The organism is Kitasatospora sp. NPDC087314, assembly GCF_044744365.1.
GTDB lineage: Bacteria > Actinomycetota > Actinomycetes > Streptomycetales > Streptomycetaceae > Kitasatospora.
This window is the reverse complement of record NZ_JBIUYE010000014.1, coordinates 58,693-80,815: the sequence shown is the minus strand read 5'-3', so window position 1 is coordinate 80,815 and position 22,123 is coordinate 58,693. Positions and strand designations below refer to the sequence as shown.

General features: G+C 70.5%; 16 protein-coding genes and 3 pseudogenes. 13 read left to right on the top strand and 6 right to left on the bottom strand.

Going from position 1 to position 22,123, the window contains the following annotated elements:
- Positions 1 to 2: 2 nt before the first annotated feature.
- Positions 3 to 854, bottom strand: a complete 852-nt coding sequence (locus ACIO5E_RS28505) for a fumarylacetoacetate hydrolase family protein (RefSeq protein ID WP_400673164.1) — start codon at positions 852 to 854, stop codon at positions 3 to 5.
- 506 nt (positions 855 to 1,360) lie between these two features.
- Between ACIO5E_RS28505 and ACIO5E_RS28500 the strand changes: the two genes are divergently transcribed.
- The 9 genes and pseudogenes from ACIO5E_RS28500 (at position 1,361) to ACIO5E_RS28460 (ending at position 12,533) form a co-directional block, all read left to right on the top strand.
- Positions 1,361 to 2,413: a sugar ABC transporter substrate-binding protein gene (locus ACIO5E_RS28500; RefSeq protein ID WP_400673162.1), complete on the top strand. Its 1,053-nt coding sequence runs from the start codon at positions 1,361 to 1,363 to the stop codon at positions 2,411 to 2,413.
- Positions 2,414 to 2,496: 83 nt separating this feature from the next.
- On the top strand, positions 2,497 to 4,053 hold the full coding sequence (locus ACIO5E_RS28495; protein WP_400673159.1) for a sugar ABC transporter ATP-binding protein: 1,557 nt from the start codon (positions 2,497 to 2,499) through the stop codon (positions 4,051 to 4,053).
- Positions 4,037 to 5,068: an ABC transporter permease gene (locus ACIO5E_RS28490; protein ID WP_400673156.1), complete on the top strand. Its 1,032-nt coding sequence runs from the start codon at positions 4,037 to 4,039 to the stop codon at positions 5,066 to 5,068. The genes ACIO5E_RS28495 and ACIO5E_RS28490 overlap by 17 nt, the downstream gene beginning before the upstream one ends.
- A gap of 135 nt (positions 5,069 to 5,203) precedes the next feature.
- Positions 5,204 to 5,899: a FadR/GntR family transcriptional regulator gene (locus ACIO5E_RS28485; RefSeq protein ID WP_400673154.1), complete on the top strand. Its 696-nt coding sequence runs from the start codon at positions 5,204 to 5,206 to the stop codon at positions 5,897 to 5,899.
- Positions 5,900 to 5,968: 69 nt separating this feature from the next.
- Positions 5,969 to 7,006, top strand: coding sequence for a sugar ABC transporter substrate-binding protein (locus ACIO5E_RS28480; RefSeq protein ID WP_400673151.1), 1,038 nt, complete (start codon positions 5,969 to 5,971; stop codon positions 7,004 to 7,006).
- Positions 7,007 to 7,117: 111 nt separating this feature from the next.
- A complete protein-coding gene (locus tag ACIO5E_RS28475; RefSeq protein ID WP_400673149.1) occupies positions 7,118 to 9,937 on the top strand; it encodes a ricin-type beta-trefoil lectin domain protein in 2,820 nt (939 codons plus the stop codon).
- A 492-nt stretch (positions 9,938 to 10,429) separates the two neighbouring features.
- Positions 10,430 to 11,431, top strand: a complete 1,002-nt coding sequence (locus ACIO5E_RS28470) for a 1-aminocyclopropane-1-carboxylate deaminase/D-cysteine desulfhydrase (RefSeq protein ID WP_400673147.1) — start codon at positions 10,430 to 10,432, stop codon at positions 11,429 to 11,431.
- Between the two features lie 78 nt (positions 11,432 to 11,509).
- Positions 11,510 to 11,818, top strand: a pseudogene (locus ACIO5E_RS28465) (restriction endonuclease); the annotation flags it as partial.
- A gap of 16 nt (positions 11,819 to 11,834) precedes the next feature.
- Positions 11,835 to 12,533 (top strand): restriction endonuclease, encoded by a 699-nt coding sequence (locus ACIO5E_RS28460; protein WP_400673145.1) that lies wholly within the window; start codon positions 11,835 to 11,837, stop codon positions 12,531 to 12,533.
- Between the two features lie 175 nt (positions 12,534 to 12,708).
- Here ACIO5E_RS28460 and ACIO5E_RS28455 read toward each other — a convergent pair whose 3' ends face one another.
- Positions 12,709 to 12,849: a hypothetical protein gene (locus ACIO5E_RS28455; protein ID WP_400673142.1), complete on the bottom strand. Its 141-nt coding sequence runs from the start codon at positions 12,847 to 12,849 to the stop codon at positions 12,709 to 12,711.
- Between the two features lie 370 nt (positions 12,850 to 13,219).
- Here ACIO5E_RS28455 and ACIO5E_RS28450 point away from each other — a divergent pair, with 370 nt between their 5' ends.
- Positions 13,220 to 15,655 carry a SpoIIE family protein phosphatase gene (locus ACIO5E_RS28450; RefSeq protein ID WP_400673139.1) on the top strand — a complete coding sequence of 812 codons (2,436 nt, stop codon included), beginning with the start codon at positions 13,220 to 13,222 and terminating at the stop codon, positions 15,653 to 15,655.
- Positions 15,656 to 15,707: 52 nt separating this feature from the next.
- Positions 15,708 to 16,235 (top strand): annotated as a pseudogene (locus tag ACIO5E_RS28445) (integrase core domain-containing protein); the annotation flags it as partial.
- A gap of 142 nt (positions 16,236 to 16,377) precedes the next feature.
- On the opposite strand, the gene ACIO5E_RS28440 reads toward ACIO5E_RS28445, so the two are convergent.
- Complete coding sequence (locus ACIO5E_RS28440) at positions 16,378 to 17,085, bottom strand: TetR/AcrR family transcriptional regulator (protein ID WP_400673136.1); 708 nt, start codon at positions 17,083 to 17,085, stop codon at positions 16,378 to 16,380.
- A gap of 655 nt (positions 17,086 to 17,740) precedes the next feature.
- Between ACIO5E_RS28440 and ACIO5E_RS28435 the strand changes: the two genes are divergently transcribed.
- A complete protein-coding gene (locus ACIO5E_RS28435; RefSeq protein ID WP_400673133.1) occupies positions 17,741 to 18,901 on the top strand; it encodes an ABC transporter permease in 1,161 nt (386 codons plus the stop codon).
- A gap of 145 nt (positions 18,902 to 19,046) precedes the next feature.
- On the opposite strand, the gene ACIO5E_RS28430 is transcribed toward ACIO5E_RS28435, so the two are convergent.
- Positions 19,047 to 19,903 (bottom strand): IS5 family transposase gene (locus ACIO5E_RS28430; RefSeq protein ID WP_400673130.1). Its coding sequence is split into 2 segments (ribosomal slippage): positions 19,047 to 19,555 and positions 19,555 to 19,903, totalling 858 coding nucleotides; the frame shifts between segments, so codons are not numbered across the junction.
- Between the two features lie 55 nt (positions 19,904 to 19,958).
- Here ACIO5E_RS28430 and ACIO5E_RS28425 point away from each other — a divergent pair.
- Positions 19,959 to 20,118, top strand: a pseudogene (locus tag ACIO5E_RS28425) (transposase); the annotation flags it as partial.
- A gap of 10 nt (positions 20,119 to 20,128) precedes the next feature.
- Here the strand turns inward: ACIO5E_RS28425 and ACIO5E_RS28420 are convergent.
- Together ACIO5E_RS28420 and ACIO5E_RS28415 are read right to left on the bottom strand one after the other, a co-directional pair.
- A complete protein-coding gene (locus ACIO5E_RS28420; protein WP_400673128.1) occupies positions 20,129 to 20,842 on the bottom strand; it encodes an IclR family transcriptional regulator in 714 nt (237 codons plus the stop codon).
- Between the two features lie 143 nt (positions 20,843 to 20,985).
- A complete protein-coding gene (locus ACIO5E_RS28415) occupies positions 20,986 to 22,014 on the bottom strand; it encodes an Lrp/AsnC ligand binding domain-containing protein (RefSeq protein ID WP_400673125.1) in 1,029 nt (342 codons plus the stop codon).
- Positions 22,015 to 22,123 lie beyond the last annotated feature (109 nt).

Sequence of the window (22,123 nt, the reverse complement as noted above, 5' to 3'; positions counted from 1 at the left end):
TTTCACGCGTTGGAGAAGGTCTGGCGCTGGGTGCCGAGGCCGTCGATGGCCAGTTCGACGGTGTCTCCGTCGCGCAGGTAGGGGTTGCCGGGCAGGCCCAGGGCCACGCCGGCCGGGGTGCCGGTGTTGATGACGTCGCCGGGGTTGAGCACCATGTACTGGCTCAGGTACCAGATGATGTGGGCGACATCGAAGATCATGTTCTTGGTGCTGCCGTCCTGGCGCGTCTCGCCGTTGACGGCCAGACGCAGGCCCAGGGCCTGCGGGTCGCCGGCCTCGTCCGGCGTCACCAGCCAGGGACCGAGCGGGTTGAAGGTCTCGCAGGACTTGCCCAGGTCCCACTGCCCGGAGTACTCCAGCTGGAACTCGCGCTCGGACACGTCGTTGCTGATCGCGAAGCCCGCGACATGGGCGACGGCCTGCTGGGGCGAGTCCAGGTAGCGGGCCTCGCGGCCGACCACGACCGCGAGTTCGACCTCCCAGTCGGTCTTCACCGAACCGCGCGGGATCAGCACCTGGTCGCAGGGGCCGACCACGGTGGACGGGTCCTTCATGAAGACCACCGGCCGACTGGGGATGGCGGCGCCGGTCTCCTCGGCGTGGTCGCGGTAGTTGAGGCCGATGCAGACGACCTTGCCGGGGCGCGAGATCGGCGCCCCGACCCGCAGGCCGGAAGGGTCGAGCTCGGGCAGGGAGCCCGCAGCGAGTGCCGCGCGGGCTCGGTCGATTCCGCCGGTGGCGAGGAACGCCCCGTCGATGTCACCGGTCAGGCCCGTGAGTGCGAAGACCCTCCCGTCGTCGCCGAGGGCTGCCGGAACCTCTTCTCCCGCAGGTCCGATCCGCAGTAGCTTCATGCCCTGACTCCCGTCATAGGTCTGCGGGCCGGGGCTCTTCACCGGCCAACACATCGGATGAATCCGTGACGCCCTGACCATACGAGCCAGAGTCGCATCATCGCAAGAATTCCTCCGATGTTTGCCGACCACTTCGGCTCGTACGTCCTCCAATCATCCGTCAAATGCGCAGCTGATGGCGGAAATATCACTTCACCCATGACACGGCACGGAAACCTGGACGTCACGGTTGAGAATCATCCGAGGTTTCCTCTTGTCAGTCAGATGTCAGGCTCGTATGGTCCTCGTGACCCGCAAGCCATCCTATGACTGTGGGAAGCGCGATCCGGCGCTGTCTGCCACGGACCGCCACAACCAGGAACCGGCCTCCCTCCTGGTGAGGGCTGGAAGGGAGGCCGGCTCCCCCCGCCCGCTTCGCCCCACCGGGACGGCGTCTCGGCCTCCCACCACGCCGGCTCCACGCCCCACGGGGGAGCCCGGCCTTCCCAGCCAAGGAGATCAGCACCATGAAGCCTCGCTCCTCCAGAATCGCGGCCACGGCCGCCGCCGTGATCGTCCTGGCGGGGTTCGCCACGGCCTGCAACCGCGGCAGCGACTCGACCTCCTCCGCCTCGGGCGGCGGCAAGCCGGCGATCGGAGTCGACCTGCCCCGTGCGGACTCCGACTTCTGGAACTCCTACGCCCAGTACGTCAAGCAGGACGCCTCCTCCCAGGGTCTGAACACCCTGCCGGTCAGCAACTCGCAGAACGACGTGACCAAGCTGGTCGCCAACGTCCAGGTCTTCCAGAACACCGGCGCCAAGGCCGTCGTGATGGCCCCACAGGACACCGGTGCGATCGCCTCCACACTTGAGCAGCTGTCCGCCAAGAAGATCCCGGTGGTCAGCGTCGACACCCGCCCCGACAAGGGCAACGTCTACATGGTGGTACGCGCCGACAACAAGGCCTACGGCACCAAGGCGTGCGAGTTCCTGGGCAAGCAGCTCGGCGGCAAGGGCAAGGTCGCCGAACTGCAGGGCGCGCTGAGCTCCATCAACGGGCGCGACCGCTCCGAGGCGTTCGCCGCCTGCATGAAGGAGAAGTTCCCCGGCATCGAGGTGATCGAACTGGCCACCGACTGGAAGGGCGACGTCGCCTCCGCCAAGCTCCAGTCCACCCTGGCCGCCAACCCGGACCTCGGCGGCGTCTACCTGCAGGCCGGCGGCGTCTTCCTCCAGCCCACCCTCGCCCTGCTCCAGCAGAAGGGCCTGCTCAAGCCCGCCGGCCAGCCCGGCCACATCGCGATCGTCTCCAACGACGGCATCCCGCAGGAGTTCGACGCGATCCGCAAGGGCGACATCGACGCGACCGTCTCCCAGCCCGCCGACCTCTACGCCAAGTACGCCCTCTTCTACGCGCAGGCCGCAGCCGAGGGCAAGACCTTCCAACCCGGTGCCACCGACCACCAGTCGACCATCATCCAGCTGCCCAACGGCCTGGAGGACCAGCTTCCCGCGCCCCTCGTCACCAAGGACAACGTCGACGACAAGAGCCTCTGGGGCAACAACGTCAGCAAGTAAGTCCCCCCAGACCCCGTGAGCGGCGGCCGGCAAGGTTCCCCCGCCGCCACTCACGGAATCCCCAGTGGAAAGGACACCCCGCCATGGCGGACCCCAGCCCCGTCCGGGGCCCCGTCGTCGAGGCCGACGGGATCAGCAAGCGCTTCGGCGCCACCGTAGCCCTCAGCGACGCCCGCATCTCGGTCGCGCCCGGCGAATCGCACGCCCTGGTCGGCCGCAACGGCGCGGGCAAGTCCACACTCGTCTCCATCCTCACCGGCCTGCAGAACCCCGACACCGGCACCCTGCGCTTCAACGGCGAGCCGGCTCCGGCCCCCGGCGACACCGACGCCTGGCGCTCCAGGGTCGCCTGCGTCTACCAGCGCTCCACCATCCTCCCCGCGCTGACCGTCACCGAGAACCTCTTCCTCGACCGGCAGAGCGCCGCAGCGCTGCGCCCGATCAGCTGGAAGCGGCTGCACGGCCGCGCCACCGAGCTGCTCGCCGAGTACGGCGTCGACGTCGATCCGACCGCCCGCGCCGAGGACCTGAGCGTCGAGCAGCGCCAGTTCGTCGAGATCGCCCGGGCGCTGTCCTTCGGCGCCCGCTTCATCATCCTGGACGAGCCCACCGCCAAACTCGACGCCCGCGGCATCGATCGGCTCTTCGACAAGCTGCGCTCGCTCCAGGAACAGGGCGTCGCGTTCCTGTTCATCTCCCACCACCTCCAGGAGGTCTACGACCTCTGCGCGACCGTCACGGTCTACCGGGACGCCCGGCACATCGTCACCGCACCGGTCGCCGAACTCGACCAGCAGGCACTGGTGGAGGCGATGACCGGCGAGCGGGGGCGCGGCACCGAACCCGCGTGGTCGGTGACCGGCCGGACACGATCCGACAATGCCCCACTGCTGGACGTCTCCGGCCTCACCCTGGCCGGCGCCTACGCGGACTTCTCCCTGACCGCGCGCCCCGGAGAGGTCGTGGGCCTGGCCGGCTCGGCCGCCAGCGGCAACGTCCAACTCGGCGAAACCATCGCCGGCCTGCACAAGCCCGGGAGTGGCACCATCACCGTCGCAGGCCATCCGGTCCGCACCGGGCGCGTCCCCGCCGCCCTCGCGGCCGGCATCGGCTTCGTCCCCGAGGACCGGCACATCCAGGGCCTCATCCCCCAGCGCAGCGTCGCCGAGAACGCCACCCTGACCGTCACCGACCAGCTCGGCCCCTTCGGCACGGTACTGCCCTCACGCACCCAGGCGTTCGCCGAGCGGATGATCAAGGGCCTGGACATCAAGACGCCCGGTGCCTTCGCCCCGGTGTCCGCGCTGTCCGGCGGCAACCAGCAGAAGGTCGTCATCGCCCGGGCGCTGGCCACCGAACCGCACGTGCTGGTCGCCATCCGGCCCACCAACGGCGTCGACGTCAAGTCCAAGGAATCCCTGCTCGGCACCGTCCGCGAGGTCGCCGACGCCGGCAAGGCCGCCCTGATCGTGTCCGACGAACTCGACGACCTGCGGGTCTGCGACCGCGTCCTGGCCATGTTCCACGGCCACGTCGTCGCCGAATTCGAGCACGGCTGGAGCGACGAACAGCTGGTCGCAGCCATGGAGGGCATGTCCGGCCCGACCGACACGAAGGAACCCCATGTCTCCCACCACTGAGGTCCGCCCCCACGCGGCCACCGCCCCCGCCGCGCCCGCCGGCCGCCGATTCCAGCTCGCCCGCTACCGCGACCTCTCCCTCGTACCCGTCCTGCTCGTCCTGGGCGTCATCGGCTTCATCGTCTCACCCGCCTTCCTCACCTCCGACAACCTCCTCGGCGTCGGCCAGCAGGCCACCGAACTAAGCCTGCTCGTCCTCGCCGAGGCGCTCATCCTGATCGCCGGCCGGATGGACCTCTCCCTGGAATCCACGATCGGCGTCGCCCCCGTCATCGCCGTCTGGCTGGTCCTGCCCGACCACGGCGCGCGCTTCAACGGCCTCGGGCTCTTCCCCGAATGGACCGCCATTCCGCTGTGCCTGGCCGTCGGCGCACTCATCGGCGCGATCAACGGCTTCCTGATCCTCAAGCTGCGCCTCAACGGCTTCATCGTCACCCTCGGCGCACTCACCCTCCTGCGCGGCCTCCAAGTGGCCATCTCCCAGGGCCAGTCCATCGTCAACGTCCCCGGCTCCTTCACCTACCTGGGCAGCACCAGCTGGCTCGACGTCCCAGCGGCAATCTGGATCTGCGCCCTGCTCTTCCTGACCGGCGGGTGCGCGCTCGCCTGGCTGCGCCACGGCCGCGCCCTGTACGCCATCGGCGGCAACTCCGAGGCCGCCCGTGCCGCCGGAATCCGGGTCGACCGGATCACCTGGACCGTGCTGATCCTCGGCAGCCTGCTCGCGGCCTTCGCCGGCGTCCTCTACACCGGCCACTACGGCTCCATCTCCGCCGACCAGGGCAACGGCTGGATCTTCCAGGTCTTCGCCGCCACCGTCATCGGCGGCGTCAGCCTCAACGGCGGCCGCGGCACGCTCTTCGGCGCCCTGACCGGTGTGCTCACCCTCCAACTCGTGGTCAACGTCATGACCCTCGCCGGCGTGCCACCACTGTGGAACCAGTTCCTCAACGGCGCGATCATCATCATCGCCCTGATCATCTCCCGCTACGCCTCCGGCGAGAAACAGGAGTGACCGGTCCCACCGCCTGAGAGCCGCCGAAGCGGCGCGACCAGCCCGGCGGGTAACCGGTCGCGCCGCTTCGGCCTCCCCTTCCCCGCCTCTCGACCGACCACCACTCCCATGCCCGCACGCAGGAGGCGAACCCCCATGGCGGTGACCGACCAGGCCATCGAGAAGATCAAGGAGATGATCGTCTCCGGCGCCCTGCCACCCGGCGCGAGACTCCCCAACGAGGCCGACCTCGCCGACCAGCTCGGGCTGTCGCGCAACTCGCTGCGCGAGGCTGTCCGAGCGCTCACCGCGATGCGGATCCTCGTCCCCAGGCAGGGCGACGGCACCTACGTCTCCGGCCTGGAACCCCACCTCCTGCTGGAGGCCATGGCCTTCGCCGCCGACGTCTCCCACGGCCGCACCGCCCAACAGCTCCTCCAGGTCCGGCGCCTGCTGGAGCCACAGGCCGCCGCCCTCGCCGCCGGCCTGCTCACCGACGAACACCTGCGAACGCTGCGGGCCGTCCTCGACCGGAGCGCCGCGGCCGCCGGCATCGAGGAGTTCATCGAGCTGGACATCGACTTCCACCGCACCATCGCCGACGCCGTCGGCAACCCCGTTCTGTCCACCCTGCTCGGCATCCTCTCCACCCACACCCAGCGGCTGCGCATCGTCCGCGGTACGCACACCACCGCCCGCGAGCAGGCCCACCGCGAACACGAGGCCATCTGGCAGGCGCTGGTCAACCGCGATGCCGTCCTGGCCGCCAGTGCCAGCACCGTGCACGTCGCCGCCGTCGAGGACTGGCTGGCCGCCGGCACCGGCTCCCTGGACCTCGGCACCGTCGCCTGACGGCGACGTGCCGAGTCCCGCACATCCCCCCAGTGCGCACGCCCCCCACCGCCCAGGACGGTCTGACACATGAAGAGCCGAACCATCCGGACCACCCACACCGGCTCCGTCGCCGTGTTGCTCGCCGGCTGCCTCACCGCTTGCGGGGTCACTGACGACCCCGGCGGCTCCCGCCCGCAGATCGGCATCGACATCCCCCGCGCCGACTCCGACTTCTGGAAGGCGTACGCGAAGTACCTCCAGCAGGAGATCGACGACCAGCAGCTGCGTGTCCTGCCCCCGACCCGTTCGGACGGCGACGAGGCGACGTTCACCGCCAACATCCACTCGCTGGCCGCCCGGCATCCCAAGTCCATCGTCATGGCGCCGCAGAACACCATGGCCACCGACTCGACACTCTCCGACTTGTTCCGTGCGAACGTCCACGCCATCAGCGTGGACACCGAACCGGAGCACGGCAGCGTCTACATGGTGGTACGCGCCGACAACAGGGCGTACGGCGCCAAGGCCTGCGAGTTCCTCGGCAAGCAGCTCGGCGGCAAGGGCAAGGTGGCCGAGCTCCAGGGCGCACTGAGCTCCATCAACGGCTACGAACGTTCCGAGGGATTCGCCGCCTGCATGAAACGCAACTTCCCCGGCATCCAGGTGATCGCGCTGGCCACCGAGTGGAAGGGCGACATCGCGTCCGCCAAGCTCCAGTCCACCCTTGCCGCCAACCCGGACCTGAACGGCATCTACCTGCAGGCCGGCGGCGTCTTCCTCCAGCCCGCCCTCGATCTCCTGCGTCAGAAGGGCCTGCTCAAGCCCGCCGGCCAGAGCGGCCACATCAGCATCGTCTCCAACGACGGCAGCCCCGCCGAGCTCGCCGCGATCCGCAAGGGCGACATCGACGCGACCGTCTCCCAGCCCGCCGACCTCTACGCCAAGTACGCCCTGTACTACGCCAAGTCCGCCGCCGAAGGCAAGGCCTTCCAACCCGGGCCCACCGACCACCAGTCGACCATCATCTCCCTGCCCAACGGCCTGGAGGACCAGCTCCCCTCATCCCTGGTCACCAAGGAGAACGTCGACGACCCGTCGCTCTGGGCCAACCACGCCGCGGGCTGACCGAGACGGGCCCCAGAACCAGACCGGCAGTCACCTCGACAACGGGACGACGGGACTCCGGTCTGTGCACCACCACTGATTGCTCCCCCACCCCCATTGAAGGGCCGCAACATGCGAAGTGCACCGGTGGTCAGGGCGATAGTCGCCCTGGCCCTTGGTACCACCGCCGCCGCCTGGTCACCCACCACGGCGACCGCCTCCTCCTCGACCACGACCACCGCCTGGTCCAACGGCGCGTTCTCCGTCGACACCGCGAGCCTCGTCCGCGAGGCGAACATCGTCCTGGGCAGCCCGAACACCGCGGCGACCCAGTCGATGCCGCTGGGCAACGGCACCCTCGGCGCCGCGGTCTGGGCCGCCAACGGCTTCACCGCCCAGCTCAACCGCGCCGACACCCTGCCCGGCCGCAAGTCCCCCGGCTGGCTGCAGATCCCCGGCCTGTCGCGGATCACGAACGCCGCCGACTTCACCGCCACCGTCGACCCGTACGACGGCGTGCTGCGCGAGTCCGGCGGCGGGATGAGCGCGGCGATCTACGTCCGCGCCGACAAGGACGAGCTGGTCGTGGACGTGACCGGCGCCGACCCGAACACCGTCCAGTCCGCCACCGTCAACCTGTGGTCCGGGCGCACCCCGGCCGCGGCGGCCTCCGGCGGCGTCGCGACGCTCGCCGAGACCTGGGTCGACAGCAACGCCACCACCGGCTCCGGCCGGACCTTCGGCTCGCTGGCCGCGCTCACCGCCGGCGGGCGCAACGTCACCGCCACGGTCGCAGACGCACAGACCGTGCAGGTGAACCTCACTCCCAACGCCGACGGCAGCTTCCGGATCCTGGTCGGCAGCCCGAACTGGACCGGCGGCAACGCCGCCGCCACCGCCGCCTCGCTGCTGGGTTCGGACGCGACCGCGAGCTCCGACACCCTGCAGGCACCGCAGCTGGCCTGGTGGCACGACTACTGGGGCAAGCTCGGCCTGGTGAAGCTCTCCTCGGCGGACGGCACCGCCGCCTACCTGGAGAAGCTGCGCACCCTGTACTACTTCTACACCGCCGAGGAGTCCCGCGGGCCGCTGCCCGGCTCCCAGGCCGGAGTCGCCGACCTCTTCAACTTCTCCCAGGACACCCAGAACTGGTACCCGGCCGGCTACTGGTTCTGGAACATCCGCGGACAGGTAGCCGCCAACATCGGCGCCGGCGCCTTCGAGCTCAACACCGGCCTCTACAACCTCTACACCTCCAACCTGGCCAACATCCAGGCCTGGACCAGGACCCACATGGGCAACCGGCCCGGGATCTGCGTGCCGGAGACCATGCGCTTCAACGGCAACGGCTTCCAGAACGACGGCGACCCGTTCGGCGACGCCTCCTGCGACCAGGCGCTGACCACCTGGAACGGTGCCACGGTCTCCACCGGCGCCGAAATCGGACTCTGGGTCTGGCAGCAGTACCTGACCACCGGTGACAAGGCCTTCCTGACGGCGAACTACCCGCTCCTGCAGCAGTCCGCCCAGTTCCTGCTGGCCTTCACCACGGTCGGCCCCGACGGCAAGCGGCACGCGGTGGCCAACGTCCACGAGAACCAGTGGAACGTGCAGGACCCGGTCAACATGATCGACGCGATGAAGGGCCTCTTCCCCGCCACGATCTCCGCTGCCAAGATCCTGAACGTCGACGCCTCGCTGATCTCCCAACTGCACGCCGCGATCCCGCAGATCCCCGACTACCCGCGCACCGACGCCGCGACCCACCGGCAGAACCTCACCGCCTCCGCCGACGCCTCCGGCACCGACGTGCTCGGCCAGTCCTCGCAGCCCACCGCGACGGTCTACAACACCGAGAACGACGACCTCGAAGCCGTCTGGCCCTACGGCCTGATCGGCGACAACTCACCACTGCTGCCCGTGGCCCGGCGCACCTACAACAGCCGGGTCAACGTCCAGCAGAACGACTGGAGCTTCGACGCCGTCCACGCCGCCCGCCTCGGCCTCGGCACGCGGGTCGCCGCCGACCTGACCGCCCTGACCCAGAAGTACCAGACCTATCCCACTGGCCTGGCCAACCTGTGGGGCCAGTCCGGCGGCACCGAGCCCTACATCGAGCAGGCCGCCAACGTCGCGCTCGCGATCAACGAGTCGCTGGTCCAGGACTACGACGGCCTGCTGCGGATCGCCCCGGCCCTGCCACAGGGCTGGGACGCCGACGGCACCCAGTACATCCACGGCGGCAGCACCGTCTCCGTCCAGGTCCACGGCGGCGTCATCGGCACCGTCGGCATCCACGCCGGCTCCACCGGCACCATCGACATCCGCAACCCCTGGCCCGGCCAGAGCGTGTCGGTCGTCGACGGCACCGACCAGTCGACCGTCATCGTCCGCCCCACCAGGGCCGGACAGTTCACCATCCCGACCACGGCCGGCAAGTCCTACCTGGTCCAGCAGGTGTCGGCCCCGGTCTCCGGCATGACGTTCAGCCGGCTCTCCGGCACACCGGCGACAGCGACCAGCCACCTGGGCACCGTCCAGATCGGCCTGGACAAGACCACCGGCACCGGCACCGGCCACATCACCGGCATCAACGGCCTGTGCGTCGACGACTCCGGAGCCGGCACCGCCGACGGCAACCCGATCGTCGTCTGGGCCTGCAGCGGCACCGCCGCCAACCAGCAGTGGACCGTCGGCACCGACGGCACCCTGCGAACCCTCGGCAAATGCATGACCGCCCCCGGCACCAACCCCGGCAACAACACCCCCATCCAGCTGTACGGCTGCGTGAGCGGCGCCGGAAACCAGGTCTGGCAGCCCCAGGCCGACGGCACCCTCAAGAACCCACAGAGCAACAAGTGCCTGGACGACTCGGGCGCCGGCCCCGCCGGCACCGGGCTGATCCTGTGGGACTGCTCCGCCGCCGCCAACCAGATCTGGCGCCTGCCCTGATCCCGACCTGACGCAACGACGCCCGGGGTGCCGACCAATGATGGTGGTCGGCACCCCGGGCACGCGTGGTCGTCGATGCCGCACTCATCCGACCTCGACGACCCGGAACCAACCCAGGCCGTCCTCGCCAAGACCGCCACCGGACTGGCCGCCGTCGAGAACGTCGAACTCGGCGACCTCACCGGCCCCGCCCGGCAAGCCGTCCTCCTCAGCGGCGAGGACTCTTCCCCCGTCCAGGTCCTGCCGACCACCTCCTACGGCAGGACGGCCCCGTGCGAGAGATCGGCACGAATCCGGCCGACGACCGCTGGCAGCGTCCGGCTTCCGTCCTCTACCCCTCTCCGGCAACAGTGACCAGCGCGAGGCCGTCTGCTTCACCCGGGAGCACGGATCACCGTCCGCCGACCTGAGCCGCGACCGAGTCCGTCTCATCATCGAACGGTCCCTCGGGGCTCTCCCCCATACCTGGGGCCTCCCCCTACAGTCGCTCTCATGACAGGTCGTCCGCTGCTCCACCAACTCTGGCCGACACTCGCCGTGTCCCTGCCGTACCTGCCGCTGGGAGACGGGCCGACACCGGTACGCCCCCTGACGAAGCTCGGCTTCCGTTCTCCGGTGTGGCTGAAGGACGAGAGCGGCTACGGCGGCGGTGGCTGGGGCGGGAACAAGGTTCGCAAGCTGGAGTGGCTGCTGCCCGAGGCCCGGCGCCGGGGAGCCCGGACGATCCTCAGTGTCGGCGGGCTCGGGACGAACTGGGGCCTGGCAGCCGCGCTCTACGCCCGCGAGCAGGGCCTCGACGTCGCCCTCGCGCTGGTCGACCACCCGGTCGACGACCATGTCCGGGCGCAGCTGCGGCGGCTGCGGTCCTCCGGCGCCGCTCTGCACTTCCTGCACACCAGGACCCGGCTGATCCTGGCGGTGCCCTGGCTCGTCGCCCGGTACACGCGCGGTCTCACCCTTCCCTACGTCCTCCCGGCCGGCGGCTCCTCACCGCTCGGCACTCTCGGGTACGTCGAGTGCGCGCTCGAGTTGGCCGGCCAGGTGCGCCAGGGACTGCTGCCCGAGCCGGGATGGATCGTGACACCGGTCGGCTCGGGCGGCACTGCCGCCGGGCTGGCCCTGGGGCTACGGCTCGCCGGGCTGCGGACGCGCGTCCTGGGAGTCGTAGTCAACGACACCCTGCGGCTGGACGGCGCCACGCTCGTGGCACTGGCGGGGAAGGCCCACGCCCTCCTGCGGGCTCGTGGGGCCGACCTGCCGGAAGTCGGGCTCGGCCCGCACGATGTCGTCGCCGAGTACCGCTGGCTCGGTCCCGGCTACGCGCATCCGACCGAGCCCGGAGAGCAGGCGCTCGACCGCGCCTCGTCCCGCGCCGGCCTGGAACTGGAGCGGACGTACACCGCCAAGGCCTTCGCGGCACTCATCGGCCTCGACTCGGCGGGGTACTTCGGCAACGAGCCCGTGGTGTTCCTCAACACCTTCGGCCCCAGGTAGCCGTGCGGCGGCCACTCGCCCTCGCGGGCCGCGGGCAGCCGGCTCCCACCGCTCGCGCATGACCGGGTCCTCGGCGATGGACGCCATGTACTGCAGGCCAAGCACACCAAGGTCGGCGCCAAGGTTTGCTCCCAGGTGATGTACCAGGTGAAAGGCACCGCCGGCCCCGTGCACAGGGCCGACGTCGCGGTCGTGGTCACCAACGGCTCCTTCACCCGCGACGCCAAGGCCTGGGGCGACAAGCACGGCGTCCACTGGATCGACCGCGACCGGCTCGGCCGGTGGGCCAAGCACGGCATCGCCCTGCACGACCTGCTGCGCCTTCCCGCCCGAACACCCGGGCTCAGGGCACTCGGTGGCCCCTCTGCGGCCTGCCGGATCCGGTAGGAAGGAGCACACAGCAGTGCGCGATGACGGCACCTTCGATCCGCTGCCGAAGCTCATCGCCGGCGCGGTACTGGCCGTGGCCGTCGCCAAGGTCTTCTGGCAGTGGCTGACCACCTCGTTCTGGCACTGGCTGAGCGTGGACGTGTGGGGCTGGATCACCGATCACCCCTGGTGGTCGGTGATCACCGCCGGCCTCATCGTCCTGGCCCCACTCCTGGCGGCGGCGGTCTGGCTCATCGCTCAGCGCGGGTATGTGCACCATGGGGCCGACGACGTCGAGGACGAGGAACCGCCCGCCCTGACGTACTCGATCCACCACCTCGACGTGATACACCCGACCGACTTCGAGAAGGCCTGCGCCGCACTGCTCGTCCGGGACGGCTTCCTCCAGGTGCGGCACTCCGGCCGCTCCGGCGACCTCGGCGCGGACGTCACCGCCAGGGACCACCTCGGCCGCAAGGTCGTCCTCCAGTGCAAGCACTATCGCAGACCGGTCGGCTCCCCGGACGTCCAGACGTTCAACGGCACCGCCCGGCCCGAACACGGCGCCGACGTGCCCGTCATGATCGGACTCAACGGCTTCACCCGGGACGCCGCCGCGTTCGCCGCCCGCCACGACCTCATCCTCATCGACCGGCACATCCTCACCAGCTGGGCCCACGGCACCTACCTCTACGACGCCATCGACGAGGACCAGCACCGCACCGCCGCCTGAGCATCGCGCCGTACCCGCGGGCCTGAGCCGCCCCGCGTTCGCCGAACGGCACAGGCCATCGAACCCGACCGGCGAAGCCTCCCGGACCACCTTGAGCTTGTGGTCGAGTCGTGGATCGTGCACTGGGCGGCAGCGGCCGATGCGCGGGTGCGGGCCCTGGCGAGGTCTGGGCGGCCTACGCGCTGTGCTCCATGGTGGCGGCGAAGTCCTCGGCGCGGGACAGCTGCACCCGCAGCTTCTCCACCTGCGATCCCAACCGGCACCACGCTGCCGGTTGGCGGCGTGGGAGGATCCGCAGGTGGGTGGTCTCCCTCACCTCGGTCGACGACCTCGTGCGGCACTACGCCGTCCGACTACTCTCCGCCACCGAGCAGCCCCCTACTCGCTGTCGCCGAACAGCCCCCCGGCCCAGGGCCGTCCCAGAGCTGCCGGCAACGTGGCCAGTCGCCCGCCCCAGCCGATTCCCTTCTCGCTGCGGACGCGGGAGAGCTCGCGGCGCTGGACGGTCGGCACGTCGGGGGTGGCGGGCGTTCCTGTGCTGCCGGAGCAGGGTCGCCCATGGTGCAAGTAACGGGTTTCACGGGGCGGTTCTCGTGCCCCAGGCCCAGCTTCCGCGGCCCGATGTGAACTGGTGCCGTGCCCGAGGAATCCTTGAATCAACGGACGCGTGAAGCGAGATGATCAACATGGACACACCAGCGACCGGCGAGGGTCATCCCGGTGGCCCCTTCGCCACGGGTGCGGCCGTGGCCACCGCGGCTCCGGACGGAGTGCTGACGGGCTGGAGTCCCGGCGCACAGCGGTTGCTCGGGTACTGCGACTCCGAGGCCGTGGGCCGACCCGCTGCGGATCTGCTCGCGTCGCCCCTCCCCGGGTCCGCTCGCGAGCGGCTGGCCGGGCAGGAGGGCTGGGTCGGACCTGTGGTCCTGCGCCACCGCGACGGTCACCCCGCGGAATGCCGACTGTGTGTCCGTCCGCTGCCCACCGGTGACGGGCAGGTGGGCTGGCTGTTCCAGGCCGCCCCACTGGGGCAGGAGAACGACCGCGACAACGATCCGCTGCTCCACTGGTCATTCGACCAGTCCCCGCTCTCTCTGGCGATCTACGACACCGAGGGCCGGTTCGTGTACGTCAACGAGGCCATGGTGCGGCAGCTCGGAGCCCCGGAGGGGGAGCTTCGCGGGCTCCGGATCACCGAGCACATGCCGGATCCGCTGTTCGGCGTCCCCCAGCGGAGTGTCGAGCGAGTGGCGGCGACCGGTCGGCCGGAGCACCTCGAGAACTACGTGCGGGTGCCGGGAGAGGCCTTCTCGCACGCCTGGATCGTCCACTTCACGCCGCTCAAGGACCCGGCGGGGCTGGTGCACGGCGTGCAGCAGACCGCACTCGACTTCTCCGAGCAGCACGCGGCCCGGGAACGTCTGGCGCTGCTCGATGAGGCCGGCAGGCGGATCGGCAGCAGCCTGGATGTGGCCCGCACCGCCCAGGAGCTGGCCGATGTGGTTGTGCCCGCCTGCGCGGACTTCGTTTCGGTCGACCTGCTCGATGCCGTGCTGCACGGGGATGAGCCCGCACCGATCCCCACCGACCGCCCCCTGGTTCTGCGGCGCGTCGCCGTCTGCTCCGACGTGCCGGTTGTCGTCGCGGTCGGCGAGCCGGCCCGCTACCCGGAGTTCTCACCGCATGCCCGCTGCCTGGCCACCGGCCGGGGCACGGCCCACCGGATCACCGATCCCGAGATCGCCCGTTGGCTGGCCCAGGACCCGGACCGGGCCGCCTGGATGTACCGGCACCGTGCGCACTCGCTGCTCGCGGTACCGCTGCGTGCCCGCGGTACGAACCTCGGCGTCGTCCTCTTCACCCGCCTGGACCCCTCCGCGCCGCCGTACGGGCAGGACGACCTGCAGATCGCCGAGGAACTGGCGGCGCGCGCCGCGGTCTGCATCGACAACGCCCGCCGCTACACGCGCGAGCGCACCACCGCCCTCACACTCCAGCACAGCCTGCTGCCGCAGGGGACTCCCGAGCAGGCCGCCGTCGACGTCGCGGGCCGCTACCTGCCCGCGGACTCGAAGGCCGGCATCGGCGGTGACTGGTACGACGTGATCCCGCTCTCCGGAGCCCGGGTCGCCCTCGTCGTCGGCGATGTCGTCGGCCACGGCATCCACGCCTCCGCCGCCATGGGGCGCCTGCGCACCGCCGTACGCACCCTCGCCGACGTCGATCTGGCCCCGGACGAGCTGCTCGCACACCTGGACGACCTCGTCATCCAACTCGGCACGGGGAAGGAGTGCGCTGACGCGCCACCCGGAGAACTCGGAGCCACCTGCCTGTACATGGTCTACGACCCCATCTCCCGCAGGTGCTCGCTCGCCAGCGCCGGCCACCCCTGGCCCGCTCTGGTGACCCCCGACGGCACCGTGGACTTCATCGAACTGCCCACCGGCCCGCCCCTGGGTCTGGGCGGGCTGCCATTCGAGTCCGTCGAAACCGAGCTTCCCGAAGGCAGTCTCCTCGCGCTGTACACCGACGGCCTGATCGAGGCCCGCGGTCGCGACGTCGACACCGGCCAGCACGCCCTGCGCACGGCCCTCGCCGGCCCTGTCCCCTCCCTGGACACGACCCGCGACCTCGACACCCTCTGTGACACCGTCCTGAAGGCGATGCTCGACGAACGGCCCGCCGACGATGTCGCACTGCTGATCGCCCGCACCCGCGCCCTGGACACCAGGCACGTCGCCTGCTGGGACCTGCCCGCCGATCCGGCCGTCGTCGCCGAGGCCCGCACGCGGACGACCGCACAGCTCCACGCGTGGGAGCTGGACGAGCTGGCCTTCGTCACCGAACTCGCGGTCAGCGAGCTGGTGACCAACGCGATCCGCTATGCCGCCCCGCCCATCCAGCTGCGGCTCATCAAGGACCGGACACTGGTCTGCGAGGTCTCCGACGCCAGCAGCACCGCACCGCACCTGCGGCGCGCCCGCATCTTCGACGAGGGCGGACGCGGCCTGATGATGGTCGCCCAGCTCACCGAACGCTGGGGCACTCGGCACACCGGCACCGGCAAGACCATCTGGGCCGAGCAGCCCCTCCCCCGTCTGCGCGCCCAAGCCCCGACCTGATCCCGGATCCACACAGCCGTAGTCGACAAGCACCGCTCCGCAGTCTTCAAGGCTGACCGGGGCGACCGTGACCGTCCTGGCGGTGATCGAGCACGCCACCCGGCGCGTGCGGATCCTCGCCGCGACCGCCCACCCCACCGCGGCCTGGATGACCCAGCTCGCCCGGAACATGGTCATGGACCTTCAGGACACAGGCACCAGGGTGAAGTTCCTGATCCGCGACCGGGACATCCGCTACCCGGCCGCCTTCGACGCCGTCCTGCACGCCGAGGGCATCGAGGTCGTCCAGACCGGCGTCCGGATGCCGCGCATGAACGCCATCATGGAGCGCTGGGTGCGATCCTGCCGAACCGAGCTCCTCGACCGCACCCTCATCTGGAACCAGGCCCACCTACTCCACGCGCTACGCGAGTACGAGCAGTTCTACAACACGCACCGGCCCCACCGCAGCCTCGCCGGCGCCGCGCCCCTATGCCCACTGCCCGAACCGATCACCGAACCCGACCGGCTCACCCACCTCGACGTCCGCCGACGCGACCGCCTCGGCGGCATCCTGCACGAATACCAACATGCAGCGTGACCAGCACGGACGTGGTTCTTGGCACCTACAGCGTCATCAACGAGTACCGATACGCGGCTTGACCAGCAGCGATGACTTTCCGAGCCCCACAGTTCCTGCGGCCGGGGCCGGGGCCGCGGGACGCCAGGGTGAAGGTACGGATTCAGCCTTGACCGCCGGGCGCGGCACCCGGAACGGGTACCTCCCTCCGGTGGATCTGCCGCTCCAGGTCCTCACGGGTGAAAGCCAGATCCGGCAGACGGTGGACACCGCCGGGGCGCATCCCGTCAAGGTGGACGGCAACGTGCCGGCGAGCGATGGTATCGACCCAGTCCGGTGGCGTGTTGGGCAACGGCCGGCTGATCATCGCCGCGGCCATGATCAGATCGGTGGAGGTCACATCAGCGCGCACCGCGTGTCGCTCCCGGCCCAGGGCAAGCAGGGCGTCCAACTCACTCGTGATCGCCTGCCGCAACGAAGCCGCCTCCTCGTCATCGATCACAGGACCGCCGTACAGCGGCAGGACGAAACGCAGGCGCTGCTCCACCATCCCCAGCAGGAAGCGCTCGATCCCGAGCAGTGGGGCATCCGCGTCCGGCCGTTCCGCCACGGAACGAGCGGCACGCGCCTGGGCGAGCACGACCTCGAACCCGTCGACCGCCAGCTGGCGGAAGAGCGAGGTGCGATCCGGGAAGCGCCGGTAGAGCGTGGCGATACCGACATTCGCCCGGCGAGCGATCTCATCCAGCGGAGCCGCAGTGCCGTCCTCGAAGAACACGTCACGAGCCGCCTGGAGAATCTGCTCCTGATTGCGGCGAGCGTCCGCCCGCAGCCGTGGCCTCGTCTCCGCCGCATCGCCACCTGTCGTCATCTTCAACCATTCCTTAGACCGGGAGACCACCGCTGACGGCACGCCCCCATAACCGAAGTATTTTATCCGGTAGCGCGGGAGTGGCGGTGAGTGTCAGACCGTCGGCCGCGGCCAGCCGCTCCAGCGCATCAATCCCACCGCATCACTGCGCAGCCGCTCGGCGAACTCGCCCAAGGCTTGGAAGCACCGCTCGGCCGCAGCCGCGCCAGGCCCTCTCGCAACAGGACATCACACGGCTGATCGCGCCCGAAAACTCGGCGGCGGGTGAAACGGGCCGCTGAACGGCAGATCAGCGGTGACCCACCTCGCGATCGCCTGATCATCCTGCCGAGGAATGCCCTGCGCCCAGCGGCAAGGACCCGAACGCGGCTACGCGCGGCGCCGGCGCGGGGCCGTACCGCCGCCACCCGACGTCCCGCCGTCCAGGGATGTCCTCGACACCCCTGCGCCTCCCGGCCCCCTGGTACCGCGTCGAGGGCACGACGGCGATCTACGGGCACAGCCACACCCATAAGTGAAGCATTTACTCCACTTAGATGTACGGTGGGAGGACCAGCCACCGTGACGACCACCCCGAGCCCATCACCGCGGCCCCACCCCCGCATCAGCAGCCGGTCCCACCCGAGGTCCCGCCCAAAAGCGCAGAAAGCTCCCCATGCACGACAGCACCACCCAGCGTCCGCACCCGACTCCCGAGCGGCCCGAGCCGACCTGGTCGACCCCACCCGACGGCCAGCCGTCGAGCGCCTCGGGCGAGTCGCCGGTTCCTCACCCGCCGCAGACGGGACACCACGGCCACGGCCGCCACGCACTACTGGACACCGAACCGGGCATCCCCGCCCCGGTACTCGCCGCAGCCGCCGGAATCCGCAAGGCCATGGTCGTCCCGGTCGCGACCGCCCTGGCCATCGGAACGATATTCGTCACTGTGTACCTGGCGGCCTTCCACGCGCCCACCGCCCACCACCAGCCACTGGGCATCGCCGCCTCCGACCAGGTGGCCGGGCATGTCGAAGTCGCCCTGAACGACGCCTCTGCGGACGCGTACACCTTCCACCGCTACCCCGACGCCGACGCCGCCCGCCAAGCCATCACCCACGACCGGATCCCCGCCGCCCTCGTGGCACAGGGCAACAACATGACCCTGCTCGCGGCGGGCGCCCAGGGCCCGTCCGTCGTCTCCGCTCTGCAGGCCGCCGCCACCCACGCAACCGGGCACCCCGTGCCGGTCGAGGACGTGGTGCCCCTGGTGGCAGGGGACACGCGCGGCCTGTCGGTCTTCTACGCCTCCTTCGGCGTGGTACTGGCCGGCTTCCTGTTCTCCGTCGCCTCCTACCAGACCGCCCCGCGCCTGCCGCTGGCCGCACGGATGGCGTCCATGACGGCCTTCGCGGCCGCCTCCGGCGTGATGGTGGCGCTGATCGGACACCAAGCCATGGCCGCCCTGCCCGCATCCTTCACCACGGTGGCGGCGGTGGTGGGCCTGCTGGCGATGGCCACCGCCGCGGCAGCCGGCGTCCTGCTGCGGCTGTTCGGCCCAGTCGGCATGCCGGTGGCATCCGTGGTCCTGCTCATTTTCGGCAACGCCACCTCCGGCGGGATCCTGCCCCCGGCCTACCTGCCGTCATGGCTGTCCCCGCTGTCCCAGATCATGCCCCCCGCCGCCGCCGTGCGGGCCCTGCGCGGCGCGGGCTACTTCCATTCCGCCCACCTGACCAGTTCCTTCCTCGTGCTCGCCGGCTGGACGCTGGGATGCCTGGCCATCCAGTACGCACTGGACCTGCGCGCCACCCGGCGCACGGTCACCGCGCTCTGACCACACCCGCCGCGCGCCCGCACCCGACGGCCAACACGCCACCGCGCCAGTCACCTGGACGAGCGATTCCAGCTTCGCTTGAACCCCAGGCGCGGGGAAGATCGCGCTGTCTGCCCGAGGGCGGCAGGACGCGCGGCGACCGGCACTACAACGGTCCCGAGCAGTTGGGATGCAACCCAACCCGCCTTGGTCCGGCAATCGCCAGCCGCTTGTGGCAGGTGATGACGGCGGCGAGGTCGCAGAAGGCCAGGCAGAGCAGGTGATTGCGTTCGTAGCGGCGAGCGATGCGGCGGTAGCCGGTGAGCCAGGCCATGGTGCGCTCGATCACCCAGCGGTGGCGACCCAGGGTCTGGCTGGACTCGACGCCCTTGCGGGCAATCCGGGGCAGAATCTGCTGCCGACGGAGCCATTTCCGCAGGTCGGGACTGTCGTAGGCCTTGTCTGCGTGGACCTTGCGCGGCTTGTAGTGCAGGCCCCGTTCCGGGTCGTGTTTCATTTGGAGAGCCTGGACGAGCGGGATCAGACCGTGCTGGTCGTGGGTGTTGCCGGCGGAGATACCGACGACGAGGGGCAGCCCGGAGCGGTCGGACAGGACATGCACCTTGGAGCCGGGCTTGCCCCGGTCGACGGGGCTGGGACCGGTATGGAGACCCCTTTTTTCGCGCGCACGCGCACCGAGTCCACGATCACGCGCGACACATCGAGCACGTCCGCGGCGACCAGGCGCTCCAGCATCGTCCGCCGTAGCCGGCCCCACAGCCCGTCCCTGGTCCAGAGCGTGAACCGGCGGTGCACCGTGGACTTCGACAGCCCGAAGCACAGCGGCAGGTGCCGCCACGCGCACCCGGTCGTCAGCACGTAGACGATCGCGGCGAACACCGCCTCGTCGTCCAGGTTCGCCGTGCCGCCGCCCTGCGGGCGCACCCGCGCTGCTGGCAGCAACGGCTCCACCAGATCCCACAAGCCGCCAGGAACAATCCAACCCCACCCACCACTCCCCATGACCGGTCCAACGACTCAGCTACCACGTAGGACACGCTGTAAGGCCTGTCTGACAATTGATCTTGTAGCTGGTCGAGGTGAGTTGACGGATGGAGCGGACAGCTCCCTTGTTGCCGCAGGTGGACGGGCATGGCCGTCCGTGGCGTGATCACAGGCAGGTGGTCAACTCCGGCCTCGGCCGAACTCAACGCCGTGCCCGTGTCCGTCGGCAGCCGCCGGGGCCGGTCAGGGATGGCGCAGGGCTTCGGTGAGGCGGTTGGCGGCCTCGACGACCGCCCGGGCGAGGCGTGCGCCGGGGTGGCGGGTGAGCCGTTCGATCGGGCCTGAGACAGAGATGGCGGCCACAACCCGGTTGGACGGGCCGCGGACGGGGGCGGCGACGGAGGTGACGCCGGGCTCGCGTTCGCCGATGGACTGGGCCCAGCCGCGGCGCCGCACGCCGCTGAGCGCGGTGGCGGTGAAGCGGGCGGCCTGCAGGCCACGGTGGAGGCGCTCGGCCTCCTCCCAGGCGAGCAGGATCTGCGCGGCAGCGCCGGCTTTCATGGGCAGGGTCGTGCCGACGGGGACAGCGTCGCGAAGGCCGGAGAGCCGCTCGGCGGCGGCCACACAGATGCGATTCTCGCCCTGACGGCGGTAGAGCTGAGCGCTCTCACCGGTGACATCACGCAGGTGGGTCAGGGCCGGGCCGGCGGCGGCCGACAGGTGGTCCTCGCCCGCTGCGGCGGAGAGTTCGGTGAGTCGGGAGCCGAGGATGAACCGGCCCGGCAGGTCCCTGGCGACCAGTCGGTGGTGTTCGAGTGCGACGGCGAGTCGGTGGGCGGTTGGCCGGGCCAGGCCGGTGGCGGCGACCAGTCCGGCCAGGCTGGCGGGGCCGGCCTCCAAGGCGCCGAGGATCGAGGTGGCCTTGTCGAGCACGCCGACGCCGCTCGTGCTTTTCATGATGGGGTACTACAGTCTCAAGTCCCGCGAGCGACAGGCGGGTTGCGCTCGCGGAGGCTCCGGGCGGGAGGGGGCGACGGTCAGCGGGAATCAGGCCGACGGAAATACGGGAATCCCCGGACGACCCGCCCCCGAAGGCCCGTTCAGAGCAGCGTGGGCGCGTGGAAGGTGCCGAGGGCGCCGGAGGCGAGGTCCCGGTCCAGCCAGTAGCGGCGCGGTTCGGCGAGCGTCACGTAGACGCTGACCGCCAGGATGCCCGGGATCTCGGCGAGCTCCTCATCGATGAAGGCCGCCAGGGCGGAGCGGTCGGTGACCAGGCCGGTGCACAGGACGGACAGGTCGCTGGCGACGTGTACGGCGAGGCGGGTCTGGGGCAGCTGGTCGAGGCGCCGCATGACCTCGGGGGTCCCGCCGGGGGCGACCCGCAGGCGGAGCATGAACGGGGTCCGGAAGCCGAGCCATTCCGACACGATCTCCAGGCGCGGTTTGACCCAGCGCTCGTCCAGGACCCGGCGCACCACCCGGTGTGCGGTGGAGGTGGGCAGGGCGGCGGCGCGGGCGATGCTCGCGGCGGAGGCCCGGCCGTCCTGGATCAGTTGCGTGACGACGCTGCGCTCGGCATCACTGAGGGGCTTGGCGGGCGGGTTGGCCGTCGCGGTGCCCTCCGGGCCGACCCCGGCGAGTTCCAGCAGGCCGGCGCGCTCGGCGTCGGTGAGGAACTGCGGGTCCCAGGTGGCGCCCCGGCGCAGGGTGCTGAGCGCGGGCAGGGCGTTGACGCGGCGGACACCGGGGATCGAGAAAAGCCGGTCGATCGCCTCGCTGGTGGCCGCCTCGGACGGGGCGTGAATCACGGCGTAGAGGGGGTAGTCGCCGGAGATCTGCGCCAGCCGCTGGACGTGGGGAAGGTCACGGAGCCGCCCCAGGACCGCCAGCGGGGTTTCGCCGGTGGTGTCCAGGAAGACGTGGACCGGCATCGCCGTGGAGTGCAGGCCCCAGTCGGCCTGGCCGACCACGCGCACCATGCGGGCCTTGTGCAGCCGGTCGTAGCGGCGTTTGAGGGTGCCGGCGTCGGCGGACAGGATCGCGCCGATGTCGTCCCAGGTGGCCCGGGGGGCTACGTGCAGCGCCCCGATCAGGCGCCGGTCGAGCTCGTCGAGGAGAGGCCCAGTCATGTTTCCGTACCTTAGACTGCCAGTTGATCCCATCGTGACATAGAAGATCTAGCAAATCTCTCACTTGGATGCCATTGTTTGCGAAAACGTCCCTCAGCAGTGCCGAAAG